Source organism: Blautia sp. AF17-9LB, assembly GCF_003479185.1.
Classification (GTDB): Bacteria; Bacillota; Clostridia; order Lachnospirales; family Lachnospiraceae; genus Fusicatenibacter; species Fusicatenibacter saccharivorans.
In genome coordinates this window covers 353,914-372,828 of record NZ_QUGU01000002.1, presented here as the reverse complement: position 1 = coordinate 372,828, position 18,915 = coordinate 353,914, and the positions used below count along the sequence as shown (strand labels likewise).

18 protein-coding genes are annotated in these 18,915 nt (G+C 51.1%); 1 reads left to right on the top strand and 17 read right to left on the bottom strand.

Translation table 11 applies throughout. The features are described 5' to 3' along the window. Positions 1-11: 11 nt before the first annotated feature. The 16 genes from DWX00_RS04045 to DWX00_RS03970 form a co-directional block, all read right to left on the bottom strand. Complete coding sequence (locus tag DWX00_RS04045; RefSeq protein WP_330415388.1) at positions 12-926, bottom strand: polyprenyl synthetase family protein; 915 nt, start codon at positions 924-926, stop codon at positions 12-14. Continuing rightward, positions 904-1,149, bottom strand: a complete 246-nt coding sequence (xseB, locus tag DWX00_RS04040) for an exodeoxyribonuclease VII small subunit (protein WP_226906307.1) — start codon at positions 1,147-1,149, stop codon at positions 904-906. The genes DWX00_RS04045 and xseB overlap by 23 nt, the downstream gene beginning before the upstream one ends. Positions 1,150-1,171: 22 nt before the next feature. Further along, a complete protein-coding gene (gene xseA, locus DWX00_RS04035; RefSeq protein WP_118594693.1) occupies positions 1,172-2,398 on the bottom strand; it encodes an exodeoxyribonuclease VII large subunit in 1,227 nt (408 codons plus the stop codon). Beyond that, the gene (nusB, locus tag DWX00_RS04030) at positions 2,388-2,825 is read right to left on the bottom strand and encodes a transcription antitermination factor NusB (RefSeq protein WP_022463351.1); all 438 of its coding nucleotides are present in this window, start codon (positions 2,823-2,825) and stop codon (positions 2,388-2,390) included. The genes xseA and nusB overlap by 11 nt, the downstream gene beginning before the upstream one ends. Positions 2,826-2,952: 127 nt before the next feature. After that, positions 2,953-3,345: an Asp23/Gls24 family envelope stress response protein gene (locus tag DWX00_RS04025; protein ID WP_022463352.1), complete on the bottom strand. Its 393-nt coding sequence runs from the start codon at positions 3,343-3,345 to the stop codon at positions 2,953-2,955. 70 nt (positions 3,346-3,415) lie between these two features. Continuing rightward, positions 3,416-4,288 carry an L-serine ammonia-lyase, iron-sulfur-dependent, subunit alpha gene (gene sdaAA / locus DWX00_RS04020; RefSeq protein WP_055228454.1) on the bottom strand — a complete coding sequence of 291 codons (873 nt, stop codon included), beginning with the start codon at positions 4,286-4,288 and terminating at the stop codon, positions 3,416-3,418. Next, complete coding sequence (gene sdaAB / locus DWX00_RS04015) at positions 4,278-4,961, bottom strand: L-serine ammonia-lyase, iron-sulfur-dependent subunit beta (RefSeq protein ID WP_118594692.1); 684 nt, start codon at positions 4,959-4,961, stop codon at positions 4,278-4,280. Before sdaAB ends, sdaAA begins: the two co-directional genes overlap by 11 nt. Before the next feature lie 38 nt (positions 4,962-4,999). Further along, positions 5,000-6,592, bottom strand: a complete 1,593-nt coding sequence (locus DWX00_RS04010) for a peptide chain release factor 3 (protein ID WP_022462532.1) — start codon at positions 6,590-6,592, stop codon at positions 5,000-5,002. A 107-nt stretch (positions 6,593-6,699) separates the two neighbouring features. Beyond that, positions 6,700-7,218: a DUF4364 family protein gene (locus DWX00_RS04005; RefSeq protein ID WP_022462531.1), complete on the bottom strand. Its 519-nt coding sequence runs from the start codon at positions 7,216-7,218 to the stop codon at positions 6,700-6,702. Next, on the bottom strand, positions 7,215-8,162 hold the full coding sequence (locus DWX00_RS04000) for a TIGR01212 family radical SAM protein (protein ID WP_022462530.1): 948 nt from the start codon (positions 8,160-8,162) through the stop codon (positions 7,215-7,217). The genes DWX00_RS04005 and DWX00_RS04000 overlap by 4 nt, the downstream gene beginning before the upstream one ends. Positions 8,163-8,176: 14 nt before the next feature. After that, the gene (locus DWX00_RS03995) at positions 8,177-9,499 is read right to left on the bottom strand and encodes a replication-associated recombination protein A (protein WP_022462529.1); all 1,323 of its coding nucleotides are present in this window, start codon (positions 9,497-9,499) and stop codon (positions 8,177-8,179) included. Between the two features lie 113 nt (positions 9,500-9,612). Further along, a complete protein-coding gene (locus DWX00_RS03990) occupies positions 9,613-10,305 on the bottom strand; it encodes a polysaccharide deacetylase family protein (protein WP_022462528.1) in 693 nt (230 codons plus the stop codon). A gap of 98 nt (positions 10,306-10,403) precedes the next feature. Next, on the bottom strand, positions 10,404-12,767 hold the full coding sequence (locus tag DWX00_RS03985; RefSeq protein ID WP_118594691.1) for a DUF2298 domain-containing protein: 2,364 nt from the start codon (positions 12,765-12,767) through the stop codon (positions 10,404-10,406). A gap of 2 nt (positions 12,768-12,769) precedes the next feature. Beyond that, the gene (locus tag DWX00_RS03980) at positions 12,770-14,401 is read right to left on the bottom strand and encodes an ABC-F family ATP-binding cassette domain-containing protein (RefSeq protein WP_022462526.1); all 1,632 of its coding nucleotides are present in this window, start codon (positions 14,399-14,401) and stop codon (positions 12,770-12,772) included. Positions 14,402-14,522: 121 nt separating this feature from the next. Beyond that, entirely contained in the window at positions 14,523-16,592 is a 2,070-nt protein-coding gene (locus tag DWX00_RS03975) for an LTA synthase family protein (RefSeq protein WP_118594690.1), read from the bottom strand. Between the two features lie 31 nt (positions 16,593-16,623). After that, positions 16,624-17,397 carry a DUF6062 family protein gene (locus DWX00_RS03970; protein WP_117509116.1) on the bottom strand — a complete coding sequence of 258 codons (774 nt, stop codon included), beginning with the start codon at positions 17,395-17,397 and terminating at the stop codon, positions 16,624-16,626. Between the two features lie 237 nt (positions 17,398-17,634). On the opposite strand from DWX00_RS03970, the gene DWX00_RS03965 reads away from it, so the two are divergent. Further along, positions 17,635-17,868 carry a helix-turn-helix domain-containing protein gene (locus DWX00_RS03965; RefSeq protein ID WP_022462523.1) on the top strand — a complete coding sequence of 78 codons (234 nt, stop codon included), beginning with the start codon at positions 17,635-17,637 and terminating at the stop codon, positions 17,866-17,868. Positions 17,869-17,955: 87 nt separating this feature from the next. On the opposite strand, the gene metA is transcribed toward DWX00_RS03965, so the two are convergent. Beyond that, entirely contained in the window at positions 17,956-18,888 is a 933-nt protein-coding gene (gene metA, locus DWX00_RS03960; RefSeq protein ID WP_055228462.1) for a homoserine O-acetyltransferase MetA, read from the bottom strand. Between the last annotated feature and the right edge of the window lie 27 nt (positions 18,889-18,915).

Below are 18,915 nucleotides of genomic sequence, written 5' to 3'. Positions count from 1 at the left end.
GAAATCATCCCTTACTTTTTTCTGGAAGTCAGAGATTCAAACAGCTCTTCCAGAAATATTTTATCTCCCGGACAGGACAGATTTTTCAGTTCGTCTACGGCCTCTTTCGTGAGCCGTTTTACCTCCTGCTCCGCCCCGTCTGTGCCAAACATCGTCACATACGTTGTTTTTTCATTCTTTTCATCACTGAAAACCGGCTTTCCAAGCTCCTCCATCGTGGATGTGACATCCAGGATGTCGTCCCGGATCTGGAACGCGATTCCGACTTTGGAGGCAATCCGGCAGAGCGCGTCAAGATCATCGTCGTTTGCTCCTGCAAGTGCCGCACCTGCCATCATGGCAGCCTCTAAAAGCGCCGAAGTCTTGTTCTCGTAAATGTAGTCCAGCATCTCACGGTCGATGGCGAAATGGCCGGCTTTTTCATTCATCACGTCAACACTCTGACCGCCCAACATGCCGGAAATTCCGGTTTTCTGACAGAGAATGCCAAAAGCACGCACTACGCGGTCGGTGTGCTCCTCCAGTGGAAAGGCTTTCCAGGCTGTCTCGTATGCATAGTTTAAAAGGGCGTCTCCTGCCAGCACGCCGACGGCCTCCCCGAAGACGACATGGGTCGTTTTTCTGCCGCGGCGGTAATCATCGTTGTCGATCGCAGGGAGATCATCGTGGATCAGGGAATGGGTGTGAATCATCTCCATGGCTGCCATAAATGGTTTTACAGCCTCCCCGGTTCCGCCGAACAGACGGAAACTCTCCTGCAAAAGCAGCGGACGAAGCCTCTTTCCGCCCGCTGTCATACTGTAATTCATGGCTTTTGCCAGTTCCTTTGCAAAGCCTTCCTCTTTCGGCAGGTAAGCGGCAATGATACTTTCCGCTTCCCGCGTTTTTTCTTCGAGTACCGCTTTAAAATTCTCTGAATGTTCCATCCTCATTCATCTGGAGCATTTTTTTCTCGACGCGGTCAATTTTCTGACTGCATTCGTTCAAAAGCTCCATTCCCTCCTTGTATAAACGAAAGGAGTCTTCCAGGCTGACATCGCTGCTCTCCAGCGTTTCGAGCATCTGATCCAGTTTTCCAAATGCTGCTTCCAGTGTCTCACCGGAAGGGGTTCCTTCTTCTTTTCTCTCTTCTGCTTCCATATTTCCCATGTTTTCTCGATTCTCTGCTTTTTCACGATTGTTCCATCCAGGATACGGCCGATGTCTTCTCTGCGCGCGCTGCGATCTTTCCGTCTGATACACAGATTTCGAGCAGATCACCTTCTTTGACATCCTGCACCGAAGTGATGGCTTTTCCTTCTTTTTCCACGTAGGAATAGCCCTGGTTCAGCTTGTCCAGCGGGGACAGACCCTTCATCGCTTGAATGTAAAGGGCAAGGCGGTGGCGCGCTTCTTTGAGCTTTTCTTCCATCGCATCTGTATACCGACGCTCCAGCTCGGCGTGGTGTGCTCTCTGGTCACGGATCTTATTTTCCGGTCCGAGATACTTCCACTTTGTCTCGTACTGCAGAAGGCGGCTTCTCGCTCTCTGCGTCTGGTTTGCCATCGCATGGTTCATGCGGCTTTTATAATTTTCCAGTGTGTTGAGTACCGCGCGGACATCAGAGACCGCCAGCTCCGCCGCTGCGGACGGGGTCGGGGCGCGCAGATCTGCCACGAAATCGATGATCGTTGTGTCGGTCTCATGGCCGACGGCGGAGATCACCGGCGTATGGCAGGAAAAAACGGCACGCGCTACTTTTTCCTCATTGAACGCCCAAAGATCCTCGATCGAACCGCCTCCGCGGCCCACGATCAGCACATCCAGATTCAGTGCGTCCAGACGGCGGATGCCCTCCACGATACTGTCCGCCGCTCCCTCTCCCTGCACCAGGGCCGGGTAGAGGATGATCTGGACAAAGGGATTCCGGCGGAGTGCAATGTTTTTGATATCCTGCACAGCAGCTCCCGTCGGTGCTGTGACAACGCCGATTTTCTTTACATACGCAGGAATCGGCTGCTTGTACTCCGGGGCAAACATGCCCATCTCTTCCAGTTCTGCTTTTAGGGCCAGATACTTTTCGTATAAAAGGCCGGCGCCCTCTTTTGTGATCTCTTTTGCATAGATCTGATACTTTCCGTCCCGCTCATAGACGCTGATGCTGCCGCCGACAATCACGTTATCGCCGTCCCGCATCGGGAAGGCAAGGCCGCGCCGCGAACCGGCGAACATGACACAGGAAATGGTTCCTTCCGCATCTTTTAAGGAAAAATAGATGTGGCCGGACGGATGGTATTTACAGTTGCTTACTTCTCCGCTGACGTAAATCCGGCGGAGCATATAGTCCTGGTCAAAGATGTTTTTGATGTATGAATTGACCTGGCCTACGGTGTAAACATTCTGATTTTTATTTCTCATCTTCTTCTCTTGCCAGTTTTCCAAGAATACCGTTGATAAAGGACGGAGACTGGTCTCTGCCGAAGCGTTTTGCCAGCTCAACGGCCTCGTTGATGGCTACACCGACCGGAACGTCCTCGTCGAATTTCATCTCGTAAACGGCAAGACGCAGGATCGCCAGGTCTACTTTTCCCATACGGGTCGTTTTCCAGCCCTCGGAAGTACGGTTCAGCATCTCGTCGATTTCCGGGATGTGCTCGGTCACATGATGGTATTTCTCTTCCATATAGGTCTGATCTTTTTCGCTTACGGTTACTTCTTCATCCTCGTCGTTGTCGTCAGAGTACGTAAAGTAAAGAGACATCTGCTGCGGCATCTCCTCTTTCTCCTGGAACTCTGCGGTATAGAGAAGTTTAAAAATATTTTCGCGAAGTTTGCTTCTGTTCATTGTCTGTTTTAATTCCTTCCTGTATAGTTAATTAACTATTTTTCTTCCATTTCATCTGGCTCTGAATAGTTAACAAGAACCGCGGGGTTGTAAGGGGTCGCCTTATTCCCTCGCGGTTCGTTGTTTTTTATTTCGTCTGTTCCATATTCACGCCTGCAATGGCTACATTGACATCGGAAACTTCCAGGCCTGTCATATTCTCGATCGCTGTTTTTACTTTTTCCTGTACGTTTTTGCAGGTTGCCGGAATCTCGTATCCATATTTGAGATTGAGGGCAAGATCCACGCAGACAACGCCGTCGAGTACATCAACTTTGACACCCTTGGAAAGATTTTTCATGCCAAGCTTGCTGACTAATTCGTTGGTAATATTTCCGGCCATGGAGGCTACCCCGTCCACTTCCGTTGCCGCAAGTCCTGCGATAATAGCTACCACCTCGTCTGCAATCTGCACGGTTCCGATTCCTTCGTCATCATATATCGTATAAGTGTTTCTTTTCTGAATTTTTGCCTCTGCCATCTTAAAGAACCTCCTCCTTGGCTGACTTTCCTTTATTATACCAAAAGTTTTCCGAAAATAAAAGTTTTTTTTATTCTTCTTCCTGTGCCGCGCACCACTCGCGTGCTGCCGGCGTGTTGGCAAGGCCGCCCTGGCCGGTTTCGCGCAGACTCGGATGCATCTGGTCGCCGACTTCCCGCATCGCATCGATCACCTGATCCGGCGGAATGCGGCTTATGATTCCCGCAAGTGCCATGTCCGCCGCAGAAAGTGCATTCACGGAACCGATCACATTCCGCTTGACGCACGGGACCTCGACAAGACCGCCGACCGGGTCACACACGAGACCGAGCAGGTTCTTTAATGCCATCGCTGCCGCATGCGTGATCTGGGACGGAGTGCCGCCGCCAAGTGCGGTCAGTGCGCCTGCCGCCATCGCGCTTGCTGTTCCGATTTCGGCCTGGCAGCCGCCGGAAGCGCCCGCAATGTAGGCCCGCGCCGCAACGACCTGGCCGATACCGGCTGCCGTGTAGAGCGCACGCACGATCTGCTCATCCGCTGTCCCCTTCTCTTTCTGGTAATTCACGAGCACAGCCGGAAGCACACCGCACGCTCCTGCGGTCGGTGCTGCAACGATCCGCTTCATGCAGGCGTTTGACTCACCCATCGCAAGTGCAGATGCCATAACTTTTCCGACAAACGGTCCGCAGAGCGTGTTCCCGCTCTCGACATACGCGCGCATCGTCTTTCCGGCGCCGCCCACAAGACCGCTTCTCGACTGCAGCGAACCGTCATAATTCCGTTCAGCGCCTTTCATGGCTTCCCACATGCCGCGCATCGTCTCAATGGACTCTTCGCGGCTTACATTTCTCTCATTCATATCGTCCAGAAGGATGACTTCATCAAACGGCAGGTCTTTTTCCTGGCACTCCCGGACAATTTCTTCCAGTGAATTATAAGACATCGTCCTCTTCTCCTTCCGTTACGTTGATGTATGTTACCTTTACAATGCCCTCAAGATGCTCCAGCCATTCCAGCGACTCTTTGGGAAGCGGCTGATCCATCTCCACGACCATGACGGCCGATCCGCCTCTCTTGTCGCGGTAGAGGGACATATTCGCAATGTTGACTGACTTATGTGCCAGCATCGACGTAACCTCGGCTACGTGGCCCGGCTGGTCCAGATTGTGGACGATCAGGGTCGGAATCTCGCAGCTGCAGTTGACATCCAGCCCGTCGAGGCGGTTGATCATGATACGGCCGCCGCCAAGGGAGCACGCCTGCACCTCGAGCGTCCGGCCGCTCTTTCCCTTTACTTCCAGAACGACGCTGTTCGGATGGGCACTCGTCAGATTGGCGATGCCGAATGAATAGGAAAGACCCATCTTCCGGGCAATTTCAAAGCTGTCCGGAATCCGCTCGTCATCCGGCCGCATGCCGAGAAGACCCGCGACGAGACCGCGGTCCGTTCCATGGCCCTTTCCCGTTGCGGCAACGGAACCGTACATCAGTATTTTTGCTTCCACCGGCTGTTCCCCGAGAAGTTTCTGCGTCATCCATCCAATCCGCACTGCCCCCGCTGTGTGCGAACTCGACGGACCGACCATCACAGGGCCCAGAATATCGAATAAGTTCATTCCTTCTCCTTTTTAAGCGGCATCCCGCGCTTTTGTTCTTAGTTTTTGCTGAATTCGGTCAGCACAAGGTCTTTGTTTCGATCCTGTACCATGCCGACACTCCACGGATTGACAAAGAGAAGCAGCGGATTTCCCTTGAGGTCCATGACCTTCTTCATATCGGATGTACCCTGAATACGGTCCAGGTTGATCTCCTCTTTGTTTGCGATCCAGCGGATGTGCTCATACGGCAGGTTCTCCAGACGGATATCCACGTTGTACTCGTTCTCCAGACGGTATTTTAAAACGTCAAACTGCAGGACGCCGACAACGCCGACGATGATCTCCTCCATGCCGCCTTTGTACTCCTGGAAAATCTGGATCGCACCTTCCTGTGCAATCTGGGAAATTCCCTTGACGAACTGTTTTCTCTTCATCGTATCGAGCTGGCGCACTCTTGCAAAATGCTCCGGCGCGAAGGTCGGAATTCCCTCGTATGCGAATTTTTTGCCCGGCATACAGATCGTATCTCCGATGGAGAAGATACCCGGGTCAAATACACCGATGATATCGCCGGCGTATGCTTCATCAACAATATGACGGTCACTCGCCATCATCTGCTGCGGCTGGGAAAGACGCATTTTCTTTCCTCCCTGCACATGGAAGACTTCCATTCCGGCGTCGAATTTGCCGGAGCAGATGCGCATGAATGCGATACGGTCACGGTGTGCTTTGTTCATGTTTGCCTGGATTTTAAAGACAAACGCAGAGAAATCCTCTTTGACCGGATCGATCACGCCGCAGTCTGCCGTACGCGGAAGCGGCGGCATCGTCATCGTGAGGAAGTGCTGCAGGAAAGTCTCCACACCAAAGTTGGTGAGCGCAGATCCGAAGAATACCGGGGAGAGCTCTCCCTTGCTGACAAGCTCCTGGTCAAACTCTGCACTTGCGCCGTCGAGCAGCTCGATCTCATCCATAAGCTGTTCTTTCTGGTCCTCATCGACCACATCGAGAAGATGCGGATCGTCGATATCAATTTCTTCCTCGATACCTTCCTTCGTTCCCTTCATTGTATCGGAGAAGGTAAGGACTTTCTTTTTGTCACGGTCGTAAACACCGCGGAATTTCTTTCCGGAACCGATCGGCCAGTTGATCGGGCAGGTTGCAATGCCGAGCTCTTTTTCGATCTCGTCGAGCAGCTCGAAGGTATCGTTCGCATCGCGGTCCATCTTGTTGATGAAGGTAAAGATCGGGATGTGGCGCATGACACAGACTTTAAACAGCTTTCTGGTCTGTGCCTCGACACCCTTTGAGGCATCGATCACCATAACGGCGGAATCGGCTGCCATCAGGGTACGGTACGTATCCTCCGAGAAGTCCTGGTGTCCCGGGGTATCCAGAATGTTGATGCAGTAGCCGTCGTAATTGAACTGCAGAACGGAAGAGGTAACGGAAATACCACGCTCTTTCTCGATCTCCATCCAGTCGGATACGGCATGGCGCGCAGTCGCTTTTCCTTTTACGGAACCGGCGAGATTGATCGCTCCTCCGTACAGCAGGAATTTCTCAGTCAGTGTGGTTTTACCGGCATCCGGGTGGGAAATGATGGCAAAGGTACGCCGTCTTTCAATTTCTTTTGTATAATCAGGCACAGTTTTATCTCCTTTGGAATATAAAATCTTATTTACTATGTTTTCCATGTTTATGCTTTTTAGACATACTAATTTATTCTATTATATGCCACCATTCCTGTCAATCGTTATCTTGACAGTTCATTCATAATCGAAGCATAAATCTTCTGACTCCGGTTTTCCCAGTTGCTGCAGATCTTTTTGGCCGCCTCCTCGGACGGAACCGTCACGACAATCTCAAAAATAGTCGTCTTCCGCTCTCTTGCCTGACAGCGGACCTCGTAGTCATCTCCCGCGGTCTTGTAGTAATCGGCCACAACGGACGCTTTTTTTCGCAGTTCATAGGAGTGTTCCTTCATATAGCGGTCGATTTCCTCCCGGATTTCCGGAGAGATCTCGTTTTCGAAGAAGGAAAGCGTCTTGCTGCCCTCCTCAGTCATGTGGTAGTACGAGGTGTTGCGCACCTTCTCGATCTCGATCAGCTTTGTATCCTGCAGCTCGCTTAACGCCTCCTGGAGATGAAAGTAGTTCGTGTACTCTTTTTCCAGGATAAAATCCGAAATCTGTGTATTTGACAGCGGAAAATTCACATTCTGCAGCATGTAGAGAATAATCAGTTTGTATAACGTAAAGGATGATTCAATCACGGTGTGTTTCCTCCTTTTTCTTCGTCCAGAAGCTGTCCCTGATACGCATGTTCTTCTTTCATGCGATGATGCAGCTCATTTAAGACGGCGCGTTTTGCCTGGCTCCATGTTGGTGCAATCAGAAGATCCCCGGGGCCGTCTCCCGTCACACGGTGGATCACAAGATCGGGACGGAGGCGCCGCAGACAGTCGATGACAAGGGTAAGATACGCCTCCTGCTCCAGCACCTCAAATTTTCCGGCCGCGTAGTCCGCCGCAAGATCCGTGTTTTTCAGCACATGAAGCAGCTGAAGCTTGATGCCGGAAATGGAAAGTCCATTCAGGTAATCCATTGTTGCAAAGACTTCTTCCTGTCCCTCCCCCGGCAGACCGAGGATCGTGTGGACAATCACGGGAATCCCCCGCCTGTGCAGCTCGTTTACTGCCTGTTCAAAACAGGAAAGCGGATAGCCCCTTCGGATATACTGTGCCGTTTTTTCATGCATCGTCTGCAGTCCCAGCTCCAACCAGACCGGTTTGATCCGGTTCAGCTCTTCTAACAGAGAAAGAACCTCTTCCCCTAAGCAGTCCGGTCTCGTTCCGATCGAAAGGACCACGACCTCCTCGTCCGAAATTGCCTCCCGGAAAATTTTTTCCAGATATTCCACCGGCGCGTACGTGTTCGTATACGCCTGGAAATAGGCGATGAACTTATGCACCGGCCGCTTTTGCTGCAGGAGGGATTTCTGCTCCCGGATCTGTTCCGGGATGGATTTGTTTCTGTCCCCGGCAAAATCACCGGAGCCGCCCGCACTGCAGAAAATGCAGCCCCGGTCACCGCAGGTGCCGTCCCGGTTCGGACACGTCATCCCGCCGTCGAGCGAGAGCTTGTACACTTTTTCCCCGAACGTCTTTTTCAGATAGGCGTCCAGCGAATAATACGGCTTTCCAAGCCAGTCTGTCATGATTTCTTCCCCTTTTATTCGATGTCTTTTCCAATTTTTTTGAAGTTTTCCCGGATCTTCTGCTCATAGCCGTTCGTTCCAAGATGAAGGAAACGGCTTCCTAAGATCTCGTCCGGCAGATACTGCTGCTCGACGTAGTGATTCGGGTAATCATGTGCATACTGATAGCCTTGACCGTGGCCGAGTTTTGCAGAACCTTTGTAATGGGCGTCCTGCAGATGCGGCGGAACCGACGTCCGCACACTTCCGACCGTCTTCATCGCCGCAAAGACTGCCTCGCACGAAGAATTACTCTTCGGTGCACAGGCAACATACGTGGCTGCCTCCGCCAGAATAATCTGCGCCTCCGGCATGCCGACGCGTTCCACGGCAAGGGACGCGGAAACTGCTACATTTAAGGCATTCGGATCGGCAAGGCCGACATCCTCCGCCGCGCAGATCATGATGCGGCGGGCGATAAACTTGATATCCTCCCCGGCATACAGCATTTTGGCCAGATAAAAGACCGCCGCATCCGGGTCAGAACCGCGCATGCTCTTAATAAATGCAGAGATCGTATCGTAATGCTGATCGCCCGTCTTGTCGTACCGCACGACGCGCTTCTGGATGCACTCCGATGCCGTTTCGAGATCGATATGGATTTTTCCGTCCGCCTGACGTTCCGTCGAGAGGACGCCCAGCTCGATTGCATTTAAGGCCGCTCTCGCGTCACCGCCTGCGATGTCGGCGAGGAACTCTTTTGCATCCGCATCGAGCACAACGTTGTACGTCCCGAGCCCCTTTACCGGGTCCGTCACCGCGCGCTCCAGCAGTTTTTCGATGTCCTCTTTTTCGAGCGGCTTTAATTCAAAGATAATGGAACGCGAAATCAGCGCCCCGTTGACCTCGAAATACGGGTTTTCCGTCGTCGCGCCAATCAGAACGAGTGTGCCGTCCTCCACAAACGGAAGCAGATAATCCTGTTGCCCCTTATTGAAGCGGTGGATCTCGTCGACAAAAAGAATCGTCTTTTTGCCGTACATGCCGATCCGCTGCTGCGCTTCTTTTACGACTTCTTCCATATCCTTTTTGCCGGCTGTCGTGGCATTCAGCTGGGTAAACTCTGCGCTTGTCGTGTTGGCGATGACGCGGGCAAGCGTCGTTTTTCCCGTTCCCGGAGGGCCGTAGAAAATGACGGAGCCAAGTTTATCCGCCTTGATCGCACGGTACAACAGCTTTCCAGGGCCGATGATGTGCTCCTGTCCAACCACCTCGTCCAGCGTTGTCGGGCGCATGCGCGATGCGAGGGGGGACTCTTTTTCCATTGTGGTTTCTTTCATATAATCAAACAAATCCATGTATTTTTCACCCCATTTTTCTTCCTGCCATTTATCTTATCACATTTTGGCGGGTATCCTCAACCCCTTAATCTCGGATTCTCCGCAACTATGTTCGATGGAATCCGCGGAAGCTATTCTTCAATCAGCTCACGCACCGTCACAAACGTGTATCCCTCTTCTTTTAATTCTTTTAAGATCCGCCGCAGCGCTTCCACTGTCGCGCGGTAGCCGTCATGCATGAGAATAATGCTGCCATCCTTCACATTCGGAAGCACCTCGCTGCAGATCGACGCGGTGTTCTGGCTCTCCCAGTCGCGGGAATCCACATCCCAGAGTACCGGGATCATCGTCACTGCAAGGTCCAGCCCCTCTCTCCATTCCCCGAACGGCGGACGGATATAGACGGGATATTCCCCTGTGATCTCGTAGATTGCATTGCTTGTTTTCACGACCTCCTCCCTCGCTTCCTCTTCTGATACTTTCGTAAGCTGAACATGATGAAACGTATGATTTCCGATCAGATGGCCTTCCGCATGCATCCGGCGGACGATTTCTTCGTTTCCGGCAAGACACTGCCCCTGCAGAAAAAACGTTGCCGGAATTTCATTTTCTTTTAAAATTTCAAGCACCTCCGGCGTATAGCACGCATTCGGCCCGTCATCAAATGTCAGCGCCGCACGGCGGGGCACACTTTTTTCTGCTTCCGCCGCTGTCTCTTTCGCGCCTTCTCTTTCACACCGTGCCAGCTCTGCAAACAGAATAGCCGCCATTATCACAGCCAGAAGCGGCAGAGGAACGTGCCGCACTTTTCGGAATCTCCGCATGGTCTGCCCTTCGCACTTTCTTCTGCATTCCCTGTATTATATGAAAAACAGGAGAAAAGATGCCGCACCCGGCGGTTCTTTTCTCCTGTTTTTGTTCTTTATGTATCCTGCACCTGAAGAATATGCGTACCGGACGCAGTATCCTGGTAAACGATATCTCCGATGGACTGCAGCAGCGATTCGTTCAGTGCATCGCCGTATTTCTCCTTTTCTTTGCTTCCCACAAAAATGTAGGTCACATGATACTGCTCCAGCAGGCGCAGCACTTCATTCGTATCGGTCGAGGTGTACATCTGTTTCACGTCCTCGGCGCGGACATTTAAGTCTGCGGGATCCCCTCTCCAGAGCCATTCATGGACATACCATCCAAGCACGGTCGGAAGACCGGTCATTGCGGAAACGCGCTCGTAATCGCTGTAGCTGTCGCCGTTCGCCTCAAGCACAACCGGCTGTCCTTCTATTGTTTCATCCAGCCAGCGGATGGCACCTGCGTCCTCGGAAAAGACATTTTCCAGATACGCTGTCGCATCGAGTCCGCGGTACTCGGACAGATCGAAAATATTTCCGAACCAGGAGTACACGCTCGTTCCAAAATAGCCGAAGGTCCATAAAAGCAGTACCAGCCCGATTCCGCCGAACACCTGCAGAATCCGCTCTTTTTTCCAGAGCAGGAACCGCGTGATGATGTAGCTCATGCAGATCCCAAACAGGATAAATGCCTGATACGTCAGCTTGAACATCGTGTTGGAGCGCGCATACGATTCTTCGTAGATATCGCGCACATAGACGAGCTCCGGAATGATGATAAGGCCGATGGCACAGAGGCCTAAAATACCGATCACCATATCGCTCACCGCAATCTCTCTCCAGAAATTACAGAAGGCAGAAACTTTTTTTGGCTTTTCCGCCGTTTCTTTTTCGCCCGGCTCCGGTTTTTTCTCTCCCAGAATCAGGGCAACGGCCTGCTCTTCCACCTCTTCCTGCGTCTTTCCATCGGCAAGTACAATCTGTCCCTGCCGCTCCATGCCCGGAAGATGACAGTTTTTCCGCCATGCTAGCAGAACGGCTGCGATAAACAGCACAACGAGCACCGTCGGAAGGCCCCAGAGAATCGTCAGCTGATACAGCATCGAATGGTGCCTGGCAATGCCGACACCGGAAACCATCGTCTCAAACTTCATTGTAAACGGAAGGGCAACAATCGTTCCAATTGCAAAAACTTCTGCAGCCTGCAGGAGAACCGTTCCGATCGTCTCTTTCGCCCGCGCATGATACCGGTACAGCGCACCGTACAGAGAGAAGCCTGCAATCACGACGAAATAGATAACAAAATCCCAGTAGTTGGACCAGTGGAACACACCGATCAGAAAGCCCGCCGCGATGATCTGCGGCTGAAGCAGAACGTCTTTTAACGACCATTTCCACTCTTTTTCCGGATCACGGCAGGTATTTTTCACGTAGGAATATAAAAGGCCCAGCACCAGCAGGACGAACATGACATTCACCACATGGGCATGCAGGTCGCCGAGCACAAAGGAATACGATGGAAACTCATGAATCGTGCGGTCATTTTCCACAAGCGGGTCATACCCGATATAGCGGGTCGAACTCGGGAACCAGTAAGCCGATTCGTTCAGTCCCAGCCACTGGCGGATGCAGCCGTAAATCACATAGTGCATATTTCCGGCAAGGGAAACGGCGCCTCCCGAAAGAAGACCGCCAAGCACCGGTGCAATCTGGCTTTTATTGCCGCCCTCTTTCCGGATGCGGTGGCACGCACGCGACTCTGCCAGATGGTAGGTGATCGAAAACGGCAGAACAAACGCGAACGATGCCACCATCGTACGCATCAGATGGTACGTCTGCTTTACATCCGTGAAGGTAATCTTCGTCAGAAATACGGCATAGAACTGGCCGCCGTAATAGTAGTTAATACCGCTTCCGCTGTACCAGAGATCCTCTGCCGGAACGGCGGTGCTGCGCATCATGGCCTTCATAAAACCATAATCCATGAATTTTTCGGTTCCGTGTGCCTCCGGGTGAAAGCCCGCAAGATAGGTCCAGAGAAGGAAAAAGGCGAAAAACAACACTTCTTCCATCATCAGGAAGTCGATTTCCGGCGCATGGACGCGTACCTTAAAACATCCGAAAATCCAAGAAGCCAGGATCAGTACACCGACTGTGATCAGGCAGACCGGTGCGGTAAACGGAACCAGTCCGAAGCTTCCAAGAGCAAATACAGCAAAACCGGAAACAACGATGCCAAGCACTTTAGAAAACATCCATCCCCGGTCATGAAACCGCGGAAACAGCGCTGCGGCAGCCGGATAAAATCCAATACCGAGCACCAGGGTCATAAGCCACCACTTCAGGAACGAAACGTTGTCCGTTCCAAGAAGCGGCGTTGTGGCCAGCACAAGCAACACCAGCAGAATGCCGGAAACTGTCGTCTTTTTGCTCATCTTTAATTATCTTCCTCTGTCATTGTATAGACATGACGTTTTCTTGCCATCTCATCGCTTGCAAGATACTCGTCGTAGGTGGTCATCTTATCGATCAGCGCGCCGTTCGGAAGGATCTCCATGATACGGTTTGCTGTGGTCTGTACAAACTGATGGTCGTGGCAGGTGAACAAGAGCACGCCCGGAAATTTGATCAGACCGTTGTTCAGTGCAGTGATGGACTCCATATCCAGATGGTTGGTCGGCTCGTCAAGAACGAGAACGTTTGCACCGGAAATCATCATCTTGGAGAGCAGGCAGCGCACTTTCTCTCCTCCGGAAAGGACTCTGACACGTTTCACGCCGTCCTCACCGGCAAAAAGCATTCTTCCGAGGAATCCGCGGACATACGTTACGTCCTTGATCTCGGAATACTGGGTCAGCCAGTCTGCGATCGTCAGGTCGCAGTCGAATTCTGCGGTGTTGTCCTTCGGGAAGTAAGCCTGTGTAGTGGTTACGCCCCATTTGTAGTAACCGGAATCCGGCTCTTCTTCTCCGGTCAGAATCTTGAACAGCATGGTGATCGCCTGCTCGTTGCTTCCGACGAAAGCAACTTTATCTTCTCTTCCGAGGGTGAAGCTTAAGTTATCCAGGATTTTCACGCCGTCTACGGTTTTGGTCAGTCCCTCTACCTGCAGAACGTCGTTTCCGATCTCACGGTTCGGACGGAAATCGATGTAAGGATATTTCCGGCTGGACGGTTTGATATCGTCGAGCTGGATTTTCTCCAGGGCTTTCTTACGGGAAGTAGCCTGTTTACTCTTCGATGCGTTGGCGCTGAATCTAGAGATGAAGTCCTGTAACTCTTTGATCTTCTCCTCTTTCTTCTTGTTCGCCTCTTTCATCTGTTTTACCAGCAGCTGGCTGGACTCAAACCAGAAGTCGTAGTTTCCGGCATAGAGCTGGATTTTTCCGTAATCTATATCTGCGATCTGGGTGCAGACTTTATTCAGGAAGTAACGGTCGTGGGATACGACGATAACGGTATTCTCGAAGTTGATCAGGAACTCCTCAAGCCACTCGATCGCATCGAGGTCCAGGTGGTTGGTCGGCTCGTCGAGAAGAAGGATGTCCGGGTTTCCGAACAGGGCTCTTGCAAGAAGAACTTTGACCTTCTGGCTGCCGGTCAGGTCTGCCATCTGTGCGTAGTGCAGTTCCGGCTCAATGCCAAGGCCGTTTAAGAGCTGCTCTGCATCGGTCTCTGCCTCCCAGCCGTTCATCTCTGCAAACTCACCCTCGAGCTCGCTCGCTTTGATACCGTCCTCATCGGTGAAGTCTTCTTTTGCGTACAGCGCCTCTTTCTCTTTCATGATCTCATAGAGACGGGCATTTCCCATGATAACGGTGTCGAGTACCGGATAGCTGTCGTATTTGAAGTGGTCCTGCTCGAGGAAGGAAAGACGCTGGCCCGGTGTGATGGTTACGTCTCCGTTTGTCGGTTCAAGCTGGCCGGACAGGATTTTCAGAAAGGTTGATTTTCCCGCTCCGTTGGCACCGATCATGCCGTAGCAGTTTCCCTCGGTGAATTTGATATTGACATCTTCAAACAACGCTTTTTTTCCGACACGAAGTGTCACATTATTTGCTGCAATCATACTTTTTAAAACCTCATTTTCTTATTCTTAATTGTAAACGTGAAGTTACCGCCGGGGTTTCCCGGTCATACGGAGTATAGTCTACCATAGGTTTCCGTTTTCTGGCAAGTAGGGAAAGCCCTTATTCTTCGTCTTTTTCACCGGAAATTGTAAAAAAGCTGTCATCCCGGTCTTTTTTGTCGATCAGTTCATTGTACTGCAGGCATTCATACTGCCGTTCGTACTCGAGATCCTCCTCCGGCGCATCGCTGTCGTTCCAGCGGTACCAGGTTCCGTCACTTGCTAAAAAGCCGAGGTGATTGAGCGCCGGCATCTTCTCGCGCAGGTCAAGCAGATACTCGTTGTACGGCGTCAGTTCCAGGCCGGTAAGGCTTAACGCATAGCTTGAGAGATAATTTGTGCTGATCCAGACATTGCTCTCGGATTTCATGCTGTAGTTGGTCCAGATGAAGAACGGGGTTCCATAGAACTTCTCCTGATCCTCGACCGAAAGATTCTGATAGGCGTCTCCGGCAATCCATGTTTCAAACGCATCCGGCAGTTTCGGGGAATGATCGCCGAACATAATGATCATCGTCGGCTCGTCCACCTGCTGGAAATACCGGATCAGATAGGAAATTGCCTCATCGGAAAGCTTTAACAGGGAGAAATACTGATCGGCCTCATCACTGTCGTAGCCGTTGCAGTTGATATCCGCCTGGAAATAACGGTTCGTGTAGCCGCTGTGGTTCTGCATCGTCACATCAAAGAGGAAGAACGGGCTGCCCGGCTCCTTGTTCTCGTAGGTTTCCACGATCTTCTCATAGTTCGCCTGATCGCTGATCATGCCGCGGTACCGCTTGGCCGTATCGGAGAACTGATCAATCGAGATGAAATCATCAAAATCAAGGAAACGGTATGCCGTGCTCCGCTTCCAGTTTGTCGCCTTGTTCGGATGCATCGCAATTGCCTGATAACCCTGGTCTTTTAACGTCGTGACAAGGGAATACTGGCTGTGCGTAAAGTAGCTGACGTACGGCACCATGCCCGGGAACCGCTTGCAGGAGTTTCCGGTCAGGAACTCATACTCCGTTTTTGCTGTTCCGCCGCCCTTGGTACACGTCAGCGTGTGCCCTTTGATGATATTTTCGGTCAGCGAGTCGAGGAACGGCATGTAGCTCTCGCTCGTCTGCGGATCGCCGACGGAACGGTAGTCAAACCACGACTCGTTCATGATCGCGATGATGTTGACGGGTGTCACGCTATCCGCATTATCTTTTCGAAGATCTTCTGTTTTCGTCTCTTTCTCGCTCGTATCGGCAATCGCTGTCACTTCGTCTTTCGAATAGCCGTCCGGCGGTGTCAGGCGCATGTATTTGGCGACCGCGGTAAAACCGACTGTCGTTCCGTACTGGCGGTATGTCTTCGCCGGATTCCAGAGGTCACTGATGACACCGAACTCGGCGTTCCAGTTCAGATTCATGTACGCCAGGTATGTTCCGAGCGTCAGCGCAGCAGCAGCCACGCGGAGCAGAATTTTATTTCTCGTTTTCCGTGCAAAACGGTATTCCCGGCTCTGCAGCCAGAGGCGCACAACGAGCATCATCGTGATAAACGAAGTCACGATTTCACCTGTGATCTCGAATTTGTAGCCGCCGACTACGTCCGCCGCCGTCGCAATGCTGTACAGGTCGATGAGCTGGAACGCTTCTCCGCGGAACAGATAAACATAGTAGAATACCAGACTCATGCAGAAATAAAAGATGTTCATGAAAATCATCGCGCGGCGGATGGAGTTCAGAAAGAGGGAAACGAGAATGGAAAGTACGAAAATGACACCGATATTCAACAACGCATAATACCATTTCATCTCCCGGAACTGGCTGTTTGTGACAAATTCCAGTGTGGCAAACAGATAGGCTGCGTTTGCCAGCATCAGAATCGGCTGTTTCCATCCCACATAGCGCGGTTTTGGTTTCTGGTCCGGCTTTGCAGCAAACCGGCAGAAACTGACAACTGTCGTCAGTATGATACACGCCAGCAGGCATGGGAACAGAAAGTGAATACTCCACTCCCGGTCTGCCGCCGTCGTATCCAGCAGCGGGCGCGCCAGAAACAGCAGCACCGCCAGCACGCCGAAATACAAAACAAGAAACGCGCACCGGGCGCGCTCCTTTTGATTCTCTTTTAATCTCTGATAAAACTTCTGCATCGAAACTTTATGCTCCTTTTATAAACAAGAATTATAATCCTTCCGTAAACGGCTCGTCCGCCGGATAGCCGCCGCCTAATTTTTGCATACAGCGCTGGATGGAATCTTTTGAATTTCCCCAGTCCTTATCCTTGTTGCGGTAATCGAATTTGTCAGTAAACCATGTTACCTCTTCCTGCAGCCGCTGGTAATTTTCTTTCATGATTTTGAACAGAGTCGGGTAAAATTCCGCTTTCTGTTTATCATTCAGCTTTTTCTCCGCCGTTTCTACCAGATCCGCAAAATGCGGCAGACAGAAGCCTTTTCCCTCGCGGAACAGTCTTGCAAACTCCTCGTCTTTTTTGTAGAGATCAAAGAACGTATCAAGATAGCGGTTATAGTTTGCCTTGAAGTGATCGCAGACGTAGCACGAATGCGTCTTCTCATCAATCCACTGGCCGATCGCAGTCTCACGGCCCTGTTTGTCGAGGGATGTCTTCTGCATCCGCTTGAACACCGAGGATTTTCCCGGTGCAAACAGATCCATCTGTGCGGCAAGCTCCTGGTTCAGTTTTTTCAGATGGGTGGATAAAATCAGACCGCTTCCGAGACGGTTTCCGTAATCGTACATCATTTTATAGTGGTGGCGGCAGAATCCCATCGCGTCTGTTTCCGCACGCACATCATCCTCCATATAGGATGCGCCGGAACCGAGCGCAAACGAAATCGCATGCTGCTCTGCTTCCCGCTCCAGATAGCAGAACGGGCACTCATCTTCCGCCTTGAATGCATCCATCAGCGGAATGGTATGGATCGACTCTTTCATATGCAAAAACCTCCGATTTTATTTGTTGGTGCTTTCTACAGCATACACAAAAACCTCTCATTTGTCAAAAGAACTCTTTTTCCTGTTTTCCTATTATTCTGATGGATAATTTCTATATTTTGCACAATTTACATGTGCATTATAAAAATTTAAAGTTGTTTCTTTTTGGTATTTAATCGTTTAAGATAAATATTATATAAGTCTTTGTATCACTCTGTTCAGAAAGGAGCCATAGCAATGGGAGAACGTCATACGGAGGAGATGCGCCTCCTCGGTCTTACCATCGCTTTTTATCGCAGAGCACGCGGATTAACGCAAAGTGAGCTTGCCGAAGCTGTCCAGATCAGCCGTACACATATGAGCAACATCGAAGCGCCAAACAGTCATACCTCTCTGTCTCTAAACAAGCTGATGGATATTGCGGAAGCACTCGAAATTCCGCTGAAAACATTATTTGATTTCAAACGGTAAGCCCGGAAAGCTTTCCGTTTTTTATAGCAGATTTTTACAGCAACCCCCCGCAGCCGGTGTGCGCCCGGTGCGGGGGCTTTTTCTCTCTTATTTTCCCGAAAAATCCGGAGTTCCGTCAAGATTATACGGGGTCACCTGGTATACATAGTAGTTCAGCCAGTTCGTGTACAGATTGTTCGCATGTGACCGCCATAAAAGCACTGGTTTTGTATTTGGATCGTCGTTTTTATAATAGTTCTTCGGAATCTCAATCGGGAGTCCTTTGTCTTTATCGCGGTGGTACTCGCCGTCGAGCGTCATACGGTCGTACTCCGGATGACCCATCACAAAAATCTTTCTTCCCTCTTCCGCCATGCCAAGATAGAATCCGGCTTCGTCGGACTCTGCGAGAATCGTGACATCTTTGCAGGCACGGATATCGTCGATCGGTACTTCTGTGTGGCGGGAATGCGGTGCCAAAAACTCGTCATCGAAGCCTCGCACAAGCGGGATCTTGCGGTTGTTGACTTTGTGCCAGAACAGCCCGAATTTCTTCTCCGGAAGCATCCGTTTCTTCAGTCCGTAGAAATGATACAGACTCGCCTGGGCTCCCCAGCAGAGGAACATCGTGGAGGTAACATGTGTGTTCGTCCAGTCCATGATCTTTGTCAGTTCATCCCAGTAGTCAACTTCTTCAAATTCCATCTGCTCGACCGGTGCACCGGTGATGATCATACCGTCGTAATAATTTTTCCGCACATCCTCAAATTTCACATAGAACGTGTTCAGATGGCTGGTCGATGTATTTTTCGCCTCGTGGCTTGCCACCATCAGAAAGGTGACATCAACCTGCAGGGAGGTGTTGGAAAGGGAGCGCAGAAGCTGCAGCTCGGTATCTTCTTTGAGCGGCATCAGATTCAGGATCATAATCTTCAGCGGACGGATGTCCTGATGAACCGCTCTTGTCTCGTCCATGACGAATATATTTTCGCTTTCGAGTATTTCTTTTACAGGTAAATCTGCCTGAACTTTAACCGGCATATTCTTTTTCCTCGTTTCTATTCTTCT

Bases quoted from the DNA above. Each gene is read 5' to 3' on its own strand.
- DWX00_RS04045 (WP_330415388.1), bottom strand. From the start codon at position 926: ATGGAACATTCAGAGAATTTTAAAGCGGTACTCGAAGAAAAAACGCGG.
- xseB (WP_226906307.1), bottom strand. From the start codon at position 1,149: ATGGGAAATATGGAAGCAGAAGAGAGAAAAGAAGAAGGAACCCCTTCC.
- xseA (WP_118594693.1), bottom strand. From the start codon at position 2,398: ATGAGAAATAAAAATCAGAATGTTTACACCGTAGGCCAGGTCAATTCA.
- nusB (WP_022463351.1), bottom strand. From the start codon at position 2,825: ATGAACAGAAGCAAACTTCGCGAAAATATTTTTAAACTTCTCTATACC.
- DWX00_RS04025 (WP_022463352.1), bottom strand. From the start codon at position 3,345: ATGGCAGAGGCAAAAATTCAGAAAAGAAACACTTATACGATATATGAT.
- sdaAA (WP_055228454.1), bottom strand. From the start codon at position 4,288: ATGTCTTATAATTCACTGGAAGAAATTGTCCGGGAGTGCCAGGAAAAA.
- sdaAB (WP_118594692.1), bottom strand. From the start codon at position 4,961: ATGAACTTATTCGATATTCTGGGCCCTGTGATGGTCGGTCCGTCGAGT.
- DWX00_RS04000 (WP_022462530.1), bottom strand. From the start codon at position 8,162: ATGACAGACTGGCTTGGAAAGCCGTATTATTCGCTGGACGCCTATCTG.
- DWX00_RS03995 (WP_022462529.1), bottom strand. From the start codon at position 9,499: ATGGATTTGTTTGATTATATGAAAGAAACCACAATGGAAAAAGAGTCC.
- DWX00_RS03990 (WP_022462528.1), bottom strand. From the start codon at position 10,305: ATGCGGAGATTCCGAAAAGTGCGGCACGTTCCTCTGCCGCTTCTGGCT.
- DWX00_RS03985 (WP_118594691.1), bottom strand. From the start codon at position 12,767: ATGAGCAAAAAGACGACAGTTTCCGGCATTCTGCTGGTGTTGCTTGTG.
- DWX00_RS03980 (WP_022462526.1), bottom strand. From the start codon at position 14,401: ATGATTGCAGCAAATAATGTGACACTTCGTGTCGGAAAAAAAGCGTTG.
- DWX00_RS03975 (WP_118594690.1), bottom strand. From the start codon at position 16,592: ATGCAGAAGTTTTATCAGAGATTAAAAGAGAATCAAAAGGAGCGCGCC.
- DWX00_RS03970 (WP_117509116.1), bottom strand. From the start codon at position 17,397: ATGAAAGAGTCGATCCATACCATTCCGCTGATGGATGCATTCAAGGCG.
- DWX00_RS03965 (WP_022462523.1), top strand. From the start codon at position 17,635: ATGGGAGAACGTCATACGGAGGAGATGCGCCTCCTCGGTCTTACCATC.
- metA (WP_055228462.1), bottom strand. From the start codon at position 18,888: ATGCCGGTTAAAGTTCAGGCAGATTTACCTGTAAAAGAAATACTCGAA.